General features: G+C 46.5%; 18 protein-coding genes and 2 pseudogenes. 5 read left to right on the top strand and 15 right to left on the bottom strand.

The features are described from left to right. Window positions 1–619: 619 nt before the first annotated feature. The 5 genes and pseudogenes from SIC18_RS07000 to SIC18_RS06980 all read right to left on the bottom strand — a co-directional run. A pseudogene (locus SIC18_RS07000) lies at window positions 620–1531 on the bottom strand (carbamoyl-phosphate synthase); the annotation flags it as partial. A gap of 676 nt (window positions 1532–2207) precedes the next feature. Beyond that, window positions 2208–2393 carry a hypothetical protein gene (locus SIC18_RS06995; RefSeq protein ID WP_413429135.1) on the bottom strand — a complete coding sequence of 62 codons (186 nt, stop codon included), beginning with the start codon at window positions 2391–2393 and terminating at the stop codon, window positions 2208–2210. A gap of 143 nt (window positions 2394–2536) precedes the next feature. Next, window positions 2537–2707 carry a hypothetical protein gene (locus SIC18_RS06990; protein WP_413429134.1) on the bottom strand — a complete coding sequence of 57 codons (171 nt, stop codon included), beginning with the start codon at window positions 2705–2707 and terminating at the stop codon, window positions 2537–2539. A gap of 138 nt (window positions 2708–2845) precedes the next feature. Then, entirely contained in the window at window positions 2846–4033 is a 1188-nt protein-coding gene (locus tag SIC18_RS06985; RefSeq protein ID WP_413429132.1) for a hypothetical protein, read from the bottom strand. Window positions 4034–4385: 352 nt separating this feature from the next. Then, entirely contained in the window at window positions 4386–4838 is a 453-nt protein-coding gene (locus SIC18_RS06980; RefSeq protein ID WP_413429131.1) for a hypothetical protein, read from the bottom strand. Window positions 4839–5088: 250 nt separating this feature from the next. Here SIC18_RS06980 and SIC18_RS06975 point away from each other — a divergent pair, with 250 nt between their 5' ends. Continuing rightward, window positions 5089–5211, top strand: coding sequence for a hypothetical protein (locus SIC18_RS06975; RefSeq protein WP_413429130.1), 123 nt, complete (start codon window positions 5089–5091; stop codon window positions 5209–5211). 312 nt (window positions 5212–5523) lie between these two features. Here SIC18_RS06975 and SIC18_RS06970 read toward each other — a convergent pair whose 3' ends face one another. Further along, a complete protein-coding gene (locus tag SIC18_RS06970) occupies window positions 5524–6684 on the bottom strand; it encodes a carbamoyl-phosphate synthase (protein ID WP_413429128.1) in 1161 nt (386 codons plus the stop codon). A gap of 1889 nt (window positions 6685–8573) precedes the next feature. Here SIC18_RS06970 and SIC18_RS06965 point away from each other — a divergent pair. Both SIC18_RS06965 and SIC18_RS06960 read left to right on the top strand, forming a co-directional pair. Next, entirely contained in the window at window positions 8574–8789 is a 216-nt protein-coding gene (locus tag SIC18_RS06965; protein ID WP_048346119.1) for a hypothetical protein, read from the top strand. Beyond that, entirely contained in the window at window positions 8764–9120 is a 357-nt protein-coding gene (locus SIC18_RS06960; RefSeq protein ID WP_413429127.1) for a hypothetical protein, read from the top strand. The genes SIC18_RS06965 and SIC18_RS06960 overlap by 26 nt, the downstream gene beginning before the upstream one ends. A gap of 26 nt (window positions 9121–9146) precedes the next feature. On the opposite strand, the pseudogene SIC18_RS06955 reads toward SIC18_RS06960, so the two are convergent. Both SIC18_RS06955 and SIC18_RS06950 read right to left on the bottom strand, forming a co-directional pair. Then, window positions 9147–9602, bottom strand: a pseudogene (locus SIC18_RS06955) (carbamoyl-phosphate synthase); the annotation flags it as partial. A 72-nt stretch (window positions 9603–9674) separates the two neighbouring features. Next, window positions 9675–10568 (bottom strand): EamA family transporter, encoded by an 894-nt coding sequence (locus SIC18_RS06950; RefSeq protein WP_413429126.1) that lies wholly within the window; start codon window positions 10566–10568, stop codon window positions 9675–9677. Window positions 10569–10951: 383 nt separating this feature from the next. On the opposite strand from SIC18_RS06950, the gene SIC18_RS06945 reads away from it, so the two are divergent. Both SIC18_RS06945 and SIC18_RS06940 read left to right on the top strand, forming a co-directional pair. Beyond that, window positions 10952–11752: an HAD family acid phosphatase gene (locus SIC18_RS06945; RefSeq protein WP_413429125.1), complete on the top strand. Its 801-nt coding sequence runs from the start codon at window positions 10952–10954 to the stop codon at window positions 11750–11752. A gap of 274 nt (window positions 11753–12026) precedes the next feature. Further along, window positions 12027–12293: a hypothetical protein gene (locus SIC18_RS06940; protein WP_413429124.1), complete on the top strand. Its 267-nt coding sequence runs from the start codon at window positions 12027–12029 to the stop codon at window positions 12291–12293. A gap of 86 nt (window positions 12294–12379) precedes the next feature. Here the strand turns inward: SIC18_RS06940 and SIC18_RS06935 are convergent, their stop codons facing one another. The 7 genes from SIC18_RS06935 to SIC18_RS06905 all read right to left on the bottom strand — a co-directional run bounded on the left by SIC18_RS06935 (window position 12380) and on the right by SIC18_RS06905 (window position 16401). Next, complete coding sequence (locus tag SIC18_RS06935) at window positions 12380–13447, bottom strand: carbamoyl-phosphate synthase (RefSeq protein WP_413429123.1); 1068 nt, start codon at window positions 13445–13447, stop codon at window positions 12380–12382. 83 nt (window positions 13448–13530) lie between these two features. After that, window positions 13531–13797 (bottom strand): DUF1651 domain-containing protein, encoded by a 267-nt coding sequence (locus SIC18_RS06930; protein WP_413429121.1) that lies wholly within the window; start codon window positions 13795–13797, stop codon window positions 13531–13533. A 99-nt stretch (window positions 13798–13896) separates the two neighbouring features. Continuing rightward, entirely contained in the window at window positions 13897–14202 is a 306-nt protein-coding gene (locus tag SIC18_RS06925; RefSeq protein ID WP_413429120.1) for a hypothetical protein, read from the bottom strand. Between the two features lie 20 nt (window positions 14203–14222). Further along, complete coding sequence (locus SIC18_RS06920; protein WP_413429119.1) at window positions 14223–14663, bottom strand: DUF6998 domain-containing protein; 441 nt, start codon at window positions 14661–14663, stop codon at window positions 14223–14225. Between the two features lie 542 nt (window positions 14664–15205). Then, window positions 15206–15688: a hypothetical protein gene (locus SIC18_RS06915; RefSeq protein WP_413429118.1), complete on the bottom strand. Its 483-nt coding sequence runs from the start codon at window positions 15686–15688 to the stop codon at window positions 15206–15208. Between the two features lie 160 nt (window positions 15689–15848). Further along, window positions 15849–16115, bottom strand: a complete 267-nt coding sequence (locus SIC18_RS06910; RefSeq protein ID WP_413429117.1) for a DUF1651 domain-containing protein — start codon at window positions 16113–16115, stop codon at window positions 15849–15851. 64 nt (window positions 16116–16179) lie between these two features. Then, window positions 16180–16401 carry a hypothetical protein gene (locus SIC18_RS06905; protein ID WP_413429116.1) on the bottom strand — a complete coding sequence of 74 codons (222 nt, stop codon included), beginning with the start codon at window positions 16399–16401 and terminating at the stop codon, window positions 16180–16182. Between the last annotated feature and the right edge of the window lie 48 nt (window positions 16402–16449).

The raw sequence follows: 16449 nt of genomic DNA, 5'->3' as shown, positions 1-16449 counted from the left end.
ATTCCCCCTTCGGAAAACCTTGCTCGATATGGGCTGCAATACTCCTGGCTGACATCATTATTTTAGCGATCTCGCTTTATCTATTTTGTGGTCAATCGTAACAGCTGGCATGATTACTAGTAATAACCGACTTTCTTTTCTCAAGTGCTATCAATTGCCCCTGGGAGATCGAAATGACCCACTTGTTGAACGAGTCTTGCTCAGATAATCTGATTATCATCAACGCCTCGAAGAGCTTGTCTACAAAAGGCGGCTATCCTTCTACAACTATGATATTATCAGTGTCTTCAAATGAGTCATTGAAAATATCATCCTTTGGACTTGGATTTATAGTTTTAACGGGGTTCTGCTTTTTGCCAGGATAATAGGGAGCTAAAAGTGTACCAGTACTGTTACCTAAACGGCAGTACTTGCTAGCCCCCCACGAGAAAGTTTCCTTGCATAGTTCATTGATTTTCGCAACAGACAAAGGGCTACTGGTTTCATTAAAAGTAAAACCTTTTAATCTATTTTCTTTTGGCGGGCATTTGCCGCCAACAATAATAGCTGTTAAACCAACATCCACCTCAATTTTAGCCTCACTGGAGTCTAGGCTGAATACAAGGCAGGAATTTTTGAGTGCGTCATGCACACGCACAATTCTATTGCTTGGAGTTGATGTCAAAGAGCTGATAACAGGTTGTTGCCGAATTTCTTTGCGTAATTTTGCTGTATTTGGCCCACCAAAACGAACTTCAAGATCAGCTGAAACTCTGGTTTCGAATGCTTCGTCGTAGGAGACATTCACTCCTGCTGTTAAGCCACTACTAACTTCATAGGCAACGCGTCCAAGCACACCAGACCCATCGGCAGATCCCAGATCACCGCTTTGGTAGTAGTAACCAACAGAAGCATTCAACTCAGGAGTGATGAAATAACCAACATCCAGTCCATAGGTGTTGAGTGCACCTCCTTGGTAATAAAAATTGAGATCTTGCTCGGTATCACCAATCGGAATTAAGGCATAAGCGTTGAGGTTCCAATCATTGGAAACTGCTTCCGCATTGACCGCCACCTGCTGGAAGAATGCACTCTCCTCTGTGCCGCTCACATTGATGCCGGTATCGGTTCCGCCTGTATTCATCGGGCGGCTGTCATAACCAGCATTCAACCCGTACATCCAACTGCGGTCTCCATTGAGCCAGCGATAACCAAGCCGTGATGAGGTGCTGATCGTGGTCCCAGCGACATCGGTATTGATGATGCTGCTGTTGTTCTCGTAATCAGCGAAATTAGCGTTAGCGAGGACATCAAGAAACCAAACACTGTTGTTTCCAACAGAGAGAGGCAGGAAGCCACCAATACCTGCTTGGTTTGGTGTACCAGCGCCCTGCAACGCACCTTGAAAACCAAAGGTGGGCTTGACCACATCCTTCAGGCTGATGCTCATCACGCTAAGTTCATCAGCACTGCCGTCTTCTTGAGCAATGGCAGGAAGAGAAGCAACAGAGATGGCAGAAGCCAACAGCCCCAGAGAGAGACGACGCAGCATGTCTGAGAACTTGGTGAGAGGCTCACGTTGACTGACTCCTAACGGTGATGCCAGCTGCAGTAGCCGGTTTCAGCTTTGTTGGTAGGTCAGGCAGTCATAAAAAACCCCGCTCGTGGCGGGATAAATGAATATTCAGCCGGAAAATGGATAGCGACAATCGCAGCCACATATTTGACTTCAATTTCGAGGTTGTAGTAAATCTGAACGACCGGGTATTAGATCCTCCATTTCAAGCTCGGTAGTATCTAAGCCCATCGCGAATCCAAACTTTTCCATTGCTAATGCAGTACCGACAGTAAGTCCCAGAATTAAAATGAAGGAAACCATCAGTGCTGGATGGACGTCGTGGTTTTTGTTCACTAGGAGTCAGTAGTTTTGCTGAATAGTTTTATTAGTATGATGCAGCCTGAGACGCAGATAGTTGCGGAAATGACAAATCGGTTGAACTCGACTCTGTCAATTCCGAGTAGTATTTCAATCATAATTAAATTCTTCCTGAGCATTTACTAAGTAATTTTGGGCGAGAGATCAATAGCGACAAAAGTAGAAAGTTTCATTTGATTCAGGTGTAGTCTAGGGGGCATCCCCTCGATGTATTCACCATCGCTGAAACACAACGAATCCGAATCCCCCATTCGAGTGGTCTTCGCTGCTGACCTATCCCCCGAACGGGTAATCAGTTAGATAGCGTGCAGCGTTTCCAGCCGATCTTTTGCAAGTTGATCCACATCTCGATGCCTAGGTGTCTGAGCATCCGCTGTTGCCTGACGGGTTTTCCAAGCCGTGCTGACAATCGGTAGTAGCTCACCAGAACGAACTGAGCATGTTGGGTTGCTGCATCTGGCTTGATCTGTATGAGCATCCCCTCTTGCCTGTTGACCAGCCAGCCTTCACCGCTGAGCTTCTCCTTGTGTAGGGCTTAATCAGGCTGTTTTTGCCACACGAATGCAGTTTGGTGAGATTGCATTGCGGTTAGTGATTACAGACGCCATATCCCAAAAAGGTTTAGAGGCTCACACCCAGCTGCCAAGCCATAAGCCTGTCCCTCTCCTCTTCAATTAACAGGGGCACCATCCAATCGGACTCAATCTCATCAGCTACATCCCTTCCAAGCTGTTCAATGCCGAGTGCTAGCCAAGACTTATAGCCATCAACGTCATTAGCCCTCAGTGCCATCAGCAGCGAAAGCAGGATTCTCATTCACCTCCCTTTCAGCGAGAAACAATAACAACTTAGTTTATGGCGAGCTAATAACTAATCACTTGGCAGGAAAAGATGTTTTTTCCAGTCTTTATCCGAACATGACTTAGCGGTTTATGCAAAAGCGGATGGAATGACTAATCCATCTTTGACTTCGAAACTTGTTGTCTCTGATAATTGAAGTAGATCCGACTTGCCGGTTTCTCTACCTCCATACAATTCAAAATTAGTGACAGTCATCAATATCCCGTTGCTACTTAAGACATTAGTGTCAAAATTAAATCTATATTCTCCGTCATCCAAGTAAAGTGTATCTTCACCTGCACCTCCATCTGCAGAAATTCCGCCAAATCCAAACAACTGGTCATTATCACCGCCTAAATCAATCTCCCCTACTCCATCAAAACCACCAATTGCATTAATAGTGTCATTGCCAAAACCCGTAGTAATGAGTGAATCTGCACCAACAAAAATGCCTGTACCTGAAAGCGCTTCTCCAGTAACTATATCTTTGCCATCCCCAAATTCTATATTAGAATCAAAAAGAAATATTCCATACCCTTGATCACCATTAGCAGACGCAGTCACCTTATTGTTGCCATCCCCGAATTTCATGAAATCAGCTTGACTCATAAATATTCCAATCCCGTTTAGACCACCTGATGCAGTCACCTTATTATTGCCGCCACCAAATTTCATTGAGGATCCAGATCCAGAAAGATCTATTCCATACCCTTCATCACTACTAGCGGATGCAGTTAGCTTGTTATTTCCATTTCCATATTCCATTGAAGAAGAATCACTTATAGCTATTCCTCTGCTTGACCCAGAAGCAACCACCTTATTATTACCGCCACCAAATTCTATCAGAGAATTAATAATTAGGTTTATTCCAGCCTTCTCGCCTTTACCAATCAACTTATTGTTACCGTTTCCGAAAGCTATTAAAGCGTTACTCTGAAGGATAATTCCCGCATCTAAGCCTAAAATATTCAACTTGTTATTGCCATTTCCCAAGACCAAAGCTCCATTATTATTCCATAATCCATAATCTTCATTTCCTTTTATCTTGATTGCATTATTCCCGCCAAACGTGTTGACAGTAACGACTGGCGGCTGGATTGTTATAACAGCATCATTCCTGCCTAGGTATAAAGAATTTTTAGTTTTCAAAATATTACTACTGCCGTCCCAGAGGGGGGGGAATCCATTGAGCGGAAAACCTAAATAAGCCATTAGGGTTAGAGCTTTCTGAAAGATTAATGTCCGACTAAATAAAAGATCATTAAAAACATCCAGCAATTCAATGAGAAAACGATGAGTGCTCGATTAATGCTTCCTGGAACTATTACCTCTTTGCTTGGCTATTCCCTATGTAATCCTTATTGGCCTCAGTCTGATCTTTGCGAAACTAGTAAGTATTATTTAATCAGCTATATCAATAGAGCAATAGCCAAAGCAATGTATACACCGCTTAACTTGCTGGCGCCAGATGATGATTGAGCCTTCTGACGCCTCACACACGCTTGAGCAGGAAGGACCCAATTAATTAAAAAATAAAAACCCCGCTTGTGGCGGGGTGATCTTGACCTGATGTCCATAACCCTGATTGCTTAATCGAACTGGTTCGCTGTAACTCATCAATGCACTGGTGTTACTTCGTCGACCGCCTGGAGCTGGAAGAGGAATAACAAACAGCAGCGCCGTAACGAGGGAAATAGGCGTCGTTCGCTAGATCGTCGATTCCAGGCTGGCTTTCATCCATAGGTTCTCCTGCCATCGTTACTGTCGTGCCATAGCCAGCCAGCATTTCAGGCATGGGGTCATAGGTGATGACTGCGTCAGCGCCCATGACCAGCATCAAGTCTTCAATTCCGCCAGGCAGCGATGGATCTGGATCCGGTGGATTGGTGTAGTGACGGATCTTGGTGAGTGGATCGGGTGCAGCACCTACACCTGTGAGGTCATCAACCGCACCAGGCAGCGATGGATCTGGATTCGGTGGATTGCTGTAGTGGCCGATCTTGGTGAGTGGATCGGGTGCCAGTGGATTGACTACTTTTGCAATGGCCATGACTTCACTAGCGGCGGACAGAACTGGCAGCACCAGGACGAGGGGCTGTATCCCTCTATACCCACAACTGATGAGGGGGTTGTGAGAGGTGGCTGAGAAATTGTGAGAGGTTGCTGAGAAATCAGCACTTCTCTGTTCCTGGTTCCATCAGCTTCTCTGGATTCAACAAATCACTCGATGCCCTGGCTCAACAGTGGCTGTGATTTTGCTCACAAGGTTGCAGAAAGCCAGCTGCAGTGGGCAGTCTCAGCTTTGATGTTCTGCTCTCTCAAACGGGTTAGAGATGCACGCCCAGCTGCCAAGCCATAAGCCTGTCCCTCTCTTCTTCAACCAACAACGGCACCATCCACTCAGACTCGACCTCACCAGCTACATCCCTCCCAAGCTCTTCGATGCCGAGTGCTAGCCAAGACTTCTAGCCATCAACATCATTAGCTTTCAGCGTGATCAGCAGCTCTTGCAGCAGAGCCAGCGTCATCTTGGTGTCGAGTGTCATTGTTTGAGAGGTACTACTTAAAGCATTCCCCGCTGCAATAAAGACCCAACTCTCGGCGGAACTAATTATTAATTAGACCCAGGCATCTGTTGGCATGTAGGCGTGATTAGGAGGTGATCAAAGAAGCAAAAACTTTTTTAGCACCTTGCCAGTGGGATCTCATCTTCAGCATTTAACATACTTCCATTATTACAAATGTTGAGTGCCTTGTTTTTAGTTTATCTACGATTTTCCAAACACATCAGGAAGAGAGCAATATTGGCTGGCGCCCGGTTGTGAAAATTTGGTTGTGCATAGCTTGATGATTTGGGCAGCTGACAATGGTCTTTCATCGTATCTTAAGTTTGGATCGGTTCTCTCGCTTTCCGGTGGACATTTGCCTCCAACAATAATAGCGTCTAAGCCAACATCTGCCTCAATATTTCCTTTTCCAAGGACACTGGTGAATACAAGGCAGGAATTTTTAGTCGCGTCATGCACACGCACAATTCTATTGCTTGGAGTTGATGTCAAAGAGCTGATAACAGGTTGTTGCCGAATTTCTTTGCGTAATTTTGCTGTATTTGGCCCACCAAAACGAACTTCAAGATCAGCTGAAACTCTGGTTTCGAATGCTTCGTCGTAGGAGATGTTCACTCCTGCTGTTAAGCCACTGCTGATCTCGTAGGCAACTCGTCCGAGCACACCAGACCCATCAGCAGATCCAAGATCACCATTTTGGTAGTAGTAACCAACGGAAGCATTCAGCTCAGGAGTGATGAAATAACCAACATCAAGCCCGTAGGTATTCAATGCACCGCCTTGGTAAAAGAAGTTGAGATCTTGCTCCGTATCACCTATAGGAATTAAGGCATAGGCATTGAAGTTCCAGTCATTGGAAACAGCTTCTGCGTTGACTGCCACCTGCTGGAAGAAGGCACTCTCCTCTGTGCCGCTCACATTGATGCCGGTATCGGTTCCGCCTGTATTCATCGGGCGGCTGTCATAACCAGCGTTCAACCCGTACATCCAACTGCGGTCTCCATTGAGCCAGCGATAACCAAGCCGTGATGAGGTGCTGATCGTGGTCCCAGCGACATCGGTATTGATGATGCTGCTGTTGTTCTCGTAATCAGCGAAATTAGCGTTAGCGAGGACATCAAGAAACCAAACACTGTTGTTTCCAACAGAGAGAGGCAGGAAGCCACCAATACCTGCTTGGTTTGGTGTACCAGCGCCCTGCAACGCACCTTGAAAACCAAAGGTGGGCTTGACCACATCCTTCAGGTTGATGCTCATCACATCACCTAGATCCTCTGCACTGCCGTCTTCTTGAGCTATGGCAGGAAGAGAAGCAATAGAGATGGCAGAAGCCAATAGCCCCAGGGAGAGACGACGGAGCATGTCTGAGAACTTGGTGAGAGGCTCACGTTGACTGACTCCTAACGGTGATGCCAGCTGCAGTAGCCGGTTTCAGCTTTGTTGGTAGGTCAGGCAGTCATAAAAAACCCCGCTCGTGGCGGGATAAATGAATATTCAGTCGGAAAATGGATAGCGACTACTCAACGCCCTATGACCTCTCATAAAGGCAGGTTTATCAGGCTTCCCGACAGAACAATTCAAATCAGAACCTAAGCTGTATTCCGAATCCAGGATTACGATAGTGGTTATATCCGTAGACAGGAATCACTGGGGGATAGCCATACACCTCGCGGTTGTACACCCTGCGAGCATGACGCCAATCACGGTCATATGCTCTTTCGTAATGATTAAATGCGCGAACATCATGGCGGAACTCTCGACGACTTCTTCTTAGCTCATGAAGTTTATGGTGGTGACCATGGTGGTGATGATGCTCCTTTGCCTCTGCAGCAGGTGGAGTAACAAACATTGAGGCGCCGATGATAGAGGCGGCAGCGATGGAAGATAAGAGTTTCATTTGATTGATTTAGGTAGTAGAGGTCGCCACTCCTGGACCTCTTCACCATCGTTGAAACTTAACGAATCCGAATCCCCCATCCGAGTGGTCTTTACGGCTCTTCCATCCCCCAAATTGACTAGCCATCATCAAGACTTAACTCCACTAGCCCCATTAACGGTGATAGATACATTTATTGAATCGCATTTGTTCTTTCTGCTGATCTAACGGATTCCCACATTTCATGGATTTTCTCTTGATTCTCTCTGAGATACTTGAGGAATTTCAAAGGCTCGACACCATCAGCTTTCTCTTGGCAATTAGCATGAGTAGCTGTTTTTGTGCGGCTTCTGTAGCGCTTATCAATTTCGACCAACTCTCCGCATATGTTGCAGGGGAGATGGTTGGGATAGGGTGATTTGTTAATGGATTTCATTCTTTTGATGCAATCAGAAGGCTATCCCTCCTGGATGCAATCATTGTGATCGCAGTCTCTATTTCCCGAATGAGGTCTTGGTGAGTTTCTTCTAATAAATAATTATCGATCACTATTTCCTCTTGCGCTATCATTGTAACACCAACAAGAGAGAATAAACTTGGGGACTTTAAAGCTACGAAGCAACGATTGCAACTGACTTATTGACTCTGATTGTAGGGAGCTGATTGTTTTTCATCGTCGGCCGGACTAGTGGAGCACCACACAAAAATGGGCATTCCTTTGGATCAAGCCATAGGCCGATCACTTCTCCTTACTATTTATGGCGATGAAAATTCTTAAATGCGCTGAATGCGGTAAAGATGTTGAGATGAGCTTTGAGTTTGCTGGCAAGTATGGAGGCAGAGCCAAGTCAACTATCTGTAATGACTGCGCTCTCGCTACTGCATCTCCTGAAGTGCTTTAGTGGAGGAAGTTTCATAAGAAGAATCGAAAGCTTCGTGACAGTTTAGAAAATAATTGACTCTATTTACTCCCATTGCTTTTGTAGCAGTAATGTCTGCTGATCTCTCTTCTTAATGTCGCAGAATCCTTATTCCTCATCCCCGAATCGAAAAATCATCTGTGCTGCACAATCCCCCAAGCGGGTTAGAGACTCACTCCCAGCTGCCAAGCCATCAGCCTGTCCCTCTCTTCTTCAACCAATAGCGTAAAGGCTTCATCTAGTCGGACTTGACCACACCAGCTCTATCACGTCCAAGTTATTCAATTCCCAGTACCAGCCAAGACTTGTAGCCATCGCCGAAAGGGTGATGAAGGCGCATCCCCCAAACGGGCCAAAGTCACTTGCGTGGTGCCTGCCTAGGTGGTGATTTTCACTCGAATGGGTGATGTAACCCCGATCAATCGGGGTGAGGATGTGATGGAAGGAATTGATTGATGGACAAACCAACCAAAAACACAGGCTCTCTGACTGTCATTGCTGTCGCCAGTCTGTTCGTACTGGTCTTTGCCGCTGCATTCGCTTTCGAGACCTACAGCCACTCGCAGCAATACAAAGACTGCATCGCGAAGGGGGATCTCAGTCGTGATCAATGCCGTTTGCTCTACCCCGCACAGCGAGGAATCGATGCGCAAAGCCGTCTGCGTCGGTGAGGAGCTGCCGGTATCTCTCACGGGCTGCAGCGTTCTCTTCAGCTGTGGCCACGCCTTCCGGCAATACCTCGATCGTCATCCTTACTGGGCTGCAATGGTGAAAGCCAACCCGGGAATATCGCCATATAGCCTTCGCCATGGCTACGCCTGCAGAGGTGCGTTAGCTGGGATTCCTCTCAGACAACTCGCTGCATCAATGGGCCATGACGTGAGCACCCATATGAAGTACTACGGGCAGTGGACTGATGAAGCAGGACTTGATGCCGCCTTTGGTGCAGCCAACGCAAGGCTTCAAACAAAGACAATGGACCAAGCAGTTGCGAGCATATAGACATCTATAAATTAAATAACTACATATCACCCTGCTGGAACAGCCCTAACTGCCGCCTTTTTTTTACCGGGATCATTACTATCGTCTGAATCCTTATAGCAGCAATCGTGCACCTGTACGTCCCGGTTGCTTGGTGATGATGTCAAGGCATTGATCACAGGTAGTTGTTGAACATCTTTGCGCTGCGCTGTTGTACTTGCACCACCAAAGCGAACTTTAAGATCTGCTGAAACTCTGGTCTCGAATGCTTCGTCGTAGGAGATGTTCACTCCTGCCGTTAAGTCATTGCTGATCTCATAAGCAACCCGCCCGAGCACACCAGAACCATCAACGGATCCAAGATCTCCATTTTGGTAGTAATACCCAACAGAAGTATTCACCACTGGAGTAATGAAATAACCCACATCAAGCCCGTAGGTGTTGAGTGAACCGCCTTGGGGGAAACAGTTCAGTTGTTGCTCAGTGTCACTAACAGGAAGCAAGCCATTACATTACTTGAAACTATATTGCCATCTATCAATCTATGACAACATAAACAATACTCAGGGATCGGTTTACTTAATAGGTTTAAGTTGATTTTGCTTCGAGCGTGATGCCAAAAATCCAGCAAAAACAATTGCGACAACACCTAACCACTGCAATAACGTGAAAGTTCCTTTGAAAACGATTACTTCGGCCAAACAAACAAAAGGGAGGCTTAAAAGACTTAGGGTTTGGAATATAAGTGGAGGCAAAGCAAATTGTGCCCGAGACGCGATAAATGTATCGTATATTTTTATGACACCATATAGCCCAAGTAAGGCCCAAAGATAGATATTTAAGCCAGGAGAATCATTATCCTGTTGCACAAAAATCGTTAATCCCACAACAGCAAAAAAAAGTTTTCCTATCTGCTTTGAAATCATTGCTTCACTAGCCAATAGTATTTGTCTTGACTTCCCAGAGAAAATTGTTGCATTGGCTGATAAAAAAGTAGCAGTAAAGCCAAATATCAATCCAATCCACGAAAATTTTCCAGGCTGGAATTGAAGTATGAGTGCCACTCCAGTCAAAACCATAATAATTGATGCTATTTCAAGTTTTTGCGGCCATCGAGTTGACATTATGCATGACAAAGGCAGCACCATCACTGAGGCTATAGATAGAAACATTGAGGCTACCGAGATAGGTAGTTGATCAGCACTTAATAAAAACGATAAATTGTAAGCGCCGCTGAGAATACCAACCAGGACAAATGCTATCCAGGCAGTTTTACTCCATGTTGCATACCTTTTTCTACTTACCCATACCGTCCGGACTGACAAGGGCAGAACCATTAGAGCCGTTAGCATCAGCCATGATGAGGAAAAATAGTTGAGCAAATAATCTGCAAGAAGTAAATAAATACTAGAAATAAACGCCGACCATAAACCAATTTGGATGTTTTGACTCGGGTTGCTTGCAGACAATTTTGATCTTTCCTTATTTTAATAATTCTAAAAAGCTTACACCGAACAATCGTCAGTTTCAACTTAACGAGTGGGGCTGCGTGGCGTTCATCTCTAGTGTCTAATACCTTCATACTGTTTTGATGACTTGTCAGTTATCCACGGGGCCAAAACCACCTAGGTCCAAGCTTCCGACAAATTGCCGCAGGGATATCTATGGTCGCAAAGACAGCTTTAAGATTGAAAAGGAATATTCATTGGCACGAAATATTGCCTTTTCTTATCCTCAATAAACCTAGGTATTGAAACCAAATGCTACAGAGATCTTCTAGATTATTAAATTATAAAACATTGGCCGAAAGAACAGGCAATCATCTCTAGTATCGAAAATATCCTCAGATTTCATGAATACTTTAAGTCGTTGTCTTTCGCTTTTAGTAAAGACTGTAGCCCTGAAGTCAATGATGATTACGATGATTCCATTTTCTTCATTGGCGAAGACATATGAAATGCAAATTACAAGCAAATCGAATAATGTTTATACACTAATAGTAACCGGGCAGAACCTACCTGCTCTATCCTCAACGGGAATATGGGCAATCGGCGATTATCCCCAAGATGAAATTGTGAGTTATCACAATCATCAGGCATCACGCGATCAAGCAAGCATTGCCGGTGCGGCTATTGAGTGGACCAATCAATGGGTTCAAACCAAATGCAACACACCAAGACCGAAAGAAAACACGCAATGCAAACTAGCCGCAGTATTTGATGTTGATGATACGATTTTAAGCTCATACAATAGTGACAAGATTTCACCAACTTCTTTTACCCATGACAGCGTAACTTCAGATAGAGCTGTTGAGTCCTGCAGTACACCAGTTATTGAACCCGTCAGAAAAGCTTATAAGGCATTTCGATCTTGGGGTGTTGCCACTATTGTCATTACTGGTCGTTCTGAAAAACAGAAAAAAGTAACTATGGATTGCCTCGAAAGCTTTGGGATGGGTGAGTGGGATGAGGCTCATTTCAAGCCACAAGCATACATAGGGACAGCATCAGCATGGAAATATCAAATTCGCCAACAGATAATTGAAAAGGGTTGGGATATTGGACCAAGCATTGGTGATCAGCTCAGTGACATGTCTTACGGTTCTTTCTCACGTGGCTTTCTAATGCCAAATGTTAGATACTTTATTAAATAAATAACTCAGACCCGCCTACATCAACCATTTAAAATTTACTTAATTGATGTCGGTGACGACGATACCTAGCGGTTCGCTTACTTTCCTACGCAGGCGCAATGGTCCCACGTACCTGCTTTCGAAGCAGGTGTTCAAGCCTTGGACATCCCAGTGGTGATGAGCACTTATTAGAAGTGTGAACTGGTTCTGGACATGAACTGTCGGCAACTGTCACAGCAATGGCTCTCTTCTGAGTCGCTCGAAGCACAGGAGATTCGAACCCGGTTCAAGTTGGGTGGCGATCAGGCAACAGAAAGTTCGCTACCAACTGACCGATCCAACACCCGCGTTCCAAGATGGACAGCTGATGGTGAACGAGAAAGCCAACCGAAAGCCTGTAGTTGAAGAGGATTTACCGAATCCAGGCGAGAGGCAAAGCTGCAGGATGCCTGATTGGTGGTCTAAATACAGCGAAACCGACCTACAAGCAATGCACGCTCGCGGTCGTCAGTTAGTGGCTGGTGAAGCGATTAGCTGGAATGAGCTGATAGGTAGGCAATAAATGATGATGTCATTATCTGCTGCAATGCCCCTAGCTGACACCCTTATTTTAGCGATCTCGTTTTATCTATTCTTTGATCTATCATATCAGGCATCCTCTGGTAGTTTGTCATTCGATATACTTACGACTCCGCGCCATGCTCTGCAAATTCTTACGAATGAGGAAAGGTCTTGCTCAAAATTTGAACCACTTCTGACAAGAGTTTGTACAACAGATACACCACCGACAAAACATTTAAACTGTAGATCATCATGCACCCTCACGTTCCTATTGCTTGGCGATGATGTTAATGCAGATATGACAGGTAGCTGTTGAACTTGTTTGCGCTGTGCTGTTGTAGCTGCACCGCCAAATCGAACTTTAAGATCAGCTGAAACTCTTGTCTCGAATGCTTCGTCGTAGGAGATGTTCACTCCTGCTGTTAATCCGTTGCTGATTTCATAAGCAACTCTTCCAAGCACACCAGATCCATCAGCCGTACCTAGATCACCATTTTGATAGTAGTAACCAACAGAAGCATTCAGCTCAGGCGTGATGAAATAACCAACATCAAGCCCGTAGGTGTTAAGTGCACCGCCTTGGTAAAAGAAGTTGAGATCTTGCTCGGTATCACCTATAGGAAGTAAGGCATAGGCATTGAAGTTCCAGTCATTGGAGACCGCTTCTGCATTGACTGCCACCTGCTGGAAGAAAGCACTCTTTTCTGTTCCAAACAACGGAATGCCGGTATCGGTTCCACCTGTATTCATTGGGCGGCTGTCATAACCAGCATTCAGCCCGTACATCCAACTGCGGTCACCATTCAGCCAGCGGTAACCAAGCCTTGATGAGGTTGAGATGGTGGTGCCAGCGACATCGGTGTTAATGATGCTGCTGTTGTTCTCGTAATCAGCGAAATTAGCGTTAGCGAGGACATCAAGAAACCAGACGCTGTTGTCGCCGACAGACAGTGGAAGGAAGCCACCAATACCTGCTTGGTTAGGCGTGCCAGCACCCTGCAACGCCCCTTGAAACCCAAGAGTTGGCTTGACCACATCCTTAAGGCTGATGCTCATCACACCAAGCTCATCAGCACTGCCCTCTTGCGCAATGGCAGGTAGAGAAGCAACAGAAATGGCAGAAGCCAAAAGCCCCAGGGAGAGACGACGCAGCATGGGGCGTTAATTAGATGCCTGAAGGATGCCTCGCTTGTGCTGGTGATGCCAGATGCAGTAGGCAGTTTCAGCTTTGCGAGAAGTCAGTTAGGAGGCGTGCAGCGTTGCCAACCGATCTTCTGCAGGTTGATCCACATCTCGATGCCTAGGTGTCTGAGCATCCGCTGCTGCCTGACTGGTTGCCCAAGCCGTGCTGATAAGCGGTAGTAGCTCACCAGATCGAACTGAGCATGTTGCGTTGGTGTGTCGGGCTTGATCTGGATGAGCATCCCCTCCTGTCTGTTGACCAGCCAGCCTTCACTGCCGGACTTCTCCTTGTATCGCGCGTAATCAGGCTGCTGCTCCCACATCAGTGCAGTTTGGCGAGTTTGCCCATTGGGTTGAGACCCATTCACTCGAAAGAATGAGTCCGATTAACCCGAACTAGTTCCGTAAGGGGTGTTGTGCCGTCAGATGTAGATGCGAGATCGCCCTGTGCTGCTCAGCCTGTAGACACCACCTCTGGGGCCTGTGAACCACTCCGTCGGTTTGTTTTTCGCTGCGATCTCCTGCCTTTCCTCCTCAGTCAGATTCAGCTCTTCAACCAGCACATGGTCAGGAGACCAGCCCACATTTTCGATCAGGTGAGTCACCGAAGCATCCGCCTCTTCGGGTGTGGCGCGGAGCCCTCCATTCGCTCCGTAACCCGACCCCCAAGCAGAGACTCGCCACCAACGCTTTCGCGGCATCAGATCGGCATCAGTTGGTTTAGTCATTGGTTGATTTTGTAAGCCGCTTAGGACTGGAGTACTCGTAGTCGGTTGAAGCTGATGATTCTCTGTCCGTTTGATTGCATTGCCCCAGCTGCTGCCCATACCGGTGATGCAGCTCCTGCATAGATCTCTGTTGCTTCTCCGGTCGTGTCGATCTGAAGAACGATCAACCTCTCAGCTGTTGGTTCCATCCCCCGAAGCGCCACTCCACGTCTGCCAGTTGTCGCTTTAATTTCAACGCTGGTGCCGTTGGCGTCGTGAGCGTCAATTCCTTTGGTGCTGGCTGTGGTCAATGTCAGTCCGTATCGAGCGGCTGCAATTACCTCACCGATGCTGCCGACTAGATGTCCATCAGGTGTGAAGTGGCGACCAGGTGCTGCTGCTTCAAGTGCTGCGGTGACTCTGAAGAGTTCAGGAACAAGGCGTTGAATTGCTGCAGCGTCTATATCGGTTTGTTCAGCCATCGACGTCGTTAGCCCTTAGTGCCATCAATAGCTCTTGCAGCAGAGCCAGTGTTATTTGAGTATCAAGGGTCATTGGTTTGGGGGCAACTGCTTAAAGCATTCCCCTATGCAATAAAAACCCCGCTCGTGGCGGGGGGATTGTAATTAGAGAATCCTGAAGCTCTTCTTTTCAATTGAATTAAGAATACCTGAGTTACTCTGCAATCCCATTTCTCTGAGATTTTTCAGTATAGAGTGCCTCGGATCACATAAGAAACAAGAAGATAATCATAAATGCAGAACCAATAAAGAACAACTTGTCTGCCCCTTTATCAATGTCAAACGGTTCGTAACGCTGCTGATCCATTGTGATGTTGCTGAAATAAAAATAGATCCTACTGCATTCATATTCTAATCGTGTGCAGTACTTACCACTTCTGGGCTGACAGCGTTTTCCACCAGCCTGACTTCCGCATCGTTTCTCATGCCTCAGCTGGACATTTTTGACAATGAAAAACCCTGCTCATAAGAGCAGAGTATGCATAAATCAATATCGGACTATGTCACGGAATAGCAGGTGGGTCGAGTTCATGCTGTCCGCATGGTCTTCCTTTCACGGTTGCTTGCCACACCGTTTGCACGCTACCAACACCACTGCCGTCCCAGGCATTATTAGGAATGTAAATTTCCTTTGATCTAGTTTGAATATATTTTGAGGCTGCCCAATTCCATGAAATCATTCCCGGCCCCGTATAAGCTTCGTAAGCTTTATTTTGCCATTTCTTTATTCCAGCTTGTCGAGCTTCTTCCGCAGATTTGTGATTGTATTGAGTCGTCGCTGCAACTAGGGCTTCGATACAATTTGTAGTACTTGTTAATTGCAATCTGTCTCCTGTAAACCTGCTTCTGCGGAAAACTTGTCCGCGTTGAGATTGGCTCAACACTCTTACTTTCGGAGCAGCATGGGCTTCGGCGGTAATGCTTGCTAAAACAATCATCGGCAAGATGACAAGTGATCCAATTTTTTTGAAAGAGAAATAAGCCATGAGATTAGAAGTGAGGTTTGGAAGCTTTGTTTGCCCCCTGTGAACTCACCATCTCCGAATTCAGGAGTTCACTCGATGCCCTGGCTCAACAGTGGCTGTGATTTTGCTCACAAGGTTGCAGAAAGCCAGCTGCAGTGGGCAGTTTCGGCTTTGCAAGAAGTCAGTTGGGCGTTGTGCAGCGTTGCCAACCAATCTTCTGCAGATTGATCCACATCTCGATGCCTAGGTGTCTGAGCATCCGCTGCTGCCTCACGGGTTGCCCCAGCCGTGCTGACAAGCGGTAGTAGCTCACCAGAACGAACTGAGCATGTTGTGTTGCTGCATCGGGTTTGATCTGAATGAGCATCCCTTCTTGCCTGTTGACCAGCCAGCCTTCACCGCCAAGCTTCTCTTTGTATCGGGCGTAATCAGGCTGCTGCTGCCACATCTGAGCAGTTTGGCGAGATCGCCCATTGGGGTGAGAGCCACTCACTCGAAAGGATGAGTCCAGTTCAGCCCAATTGCTTCAGCCGTTGGTCTTCCAAACCCGCCATATCGCCCAAGCAAACACAGCCACCCTGGTGACCCGCAGCAGCTACTTCTCGAAGAAGCAAGTTGCTCAACACGGGGCATGAGGCGCGCCACATAGCCCTCAGCACAAGTGCGAAGCCATCCAGATCGATTCCAGAGATGACAGAACAACCAACCACGCGCTGGGCAGAGTCAGCTCGCATGAGATACCGAAGGAAACAGCCGCGGCCATACGGGACACCGAATTTTTG

The organism is Synechococcus sp. Cu2B8-bc1011, assembly GCF_047302735.1.
Classification (GTDB): domain Bacteria; phylum Cyanobacteriota; class Cyanobacteriia; order PCC-6307; family Cyanobiaceae; genus Synechococcus_C.
The sequence above is the reverse complement of the archived record's forward strand: the minus strand, read 5'-3'. Positions and strand labels throughout refer to the sequence as shown.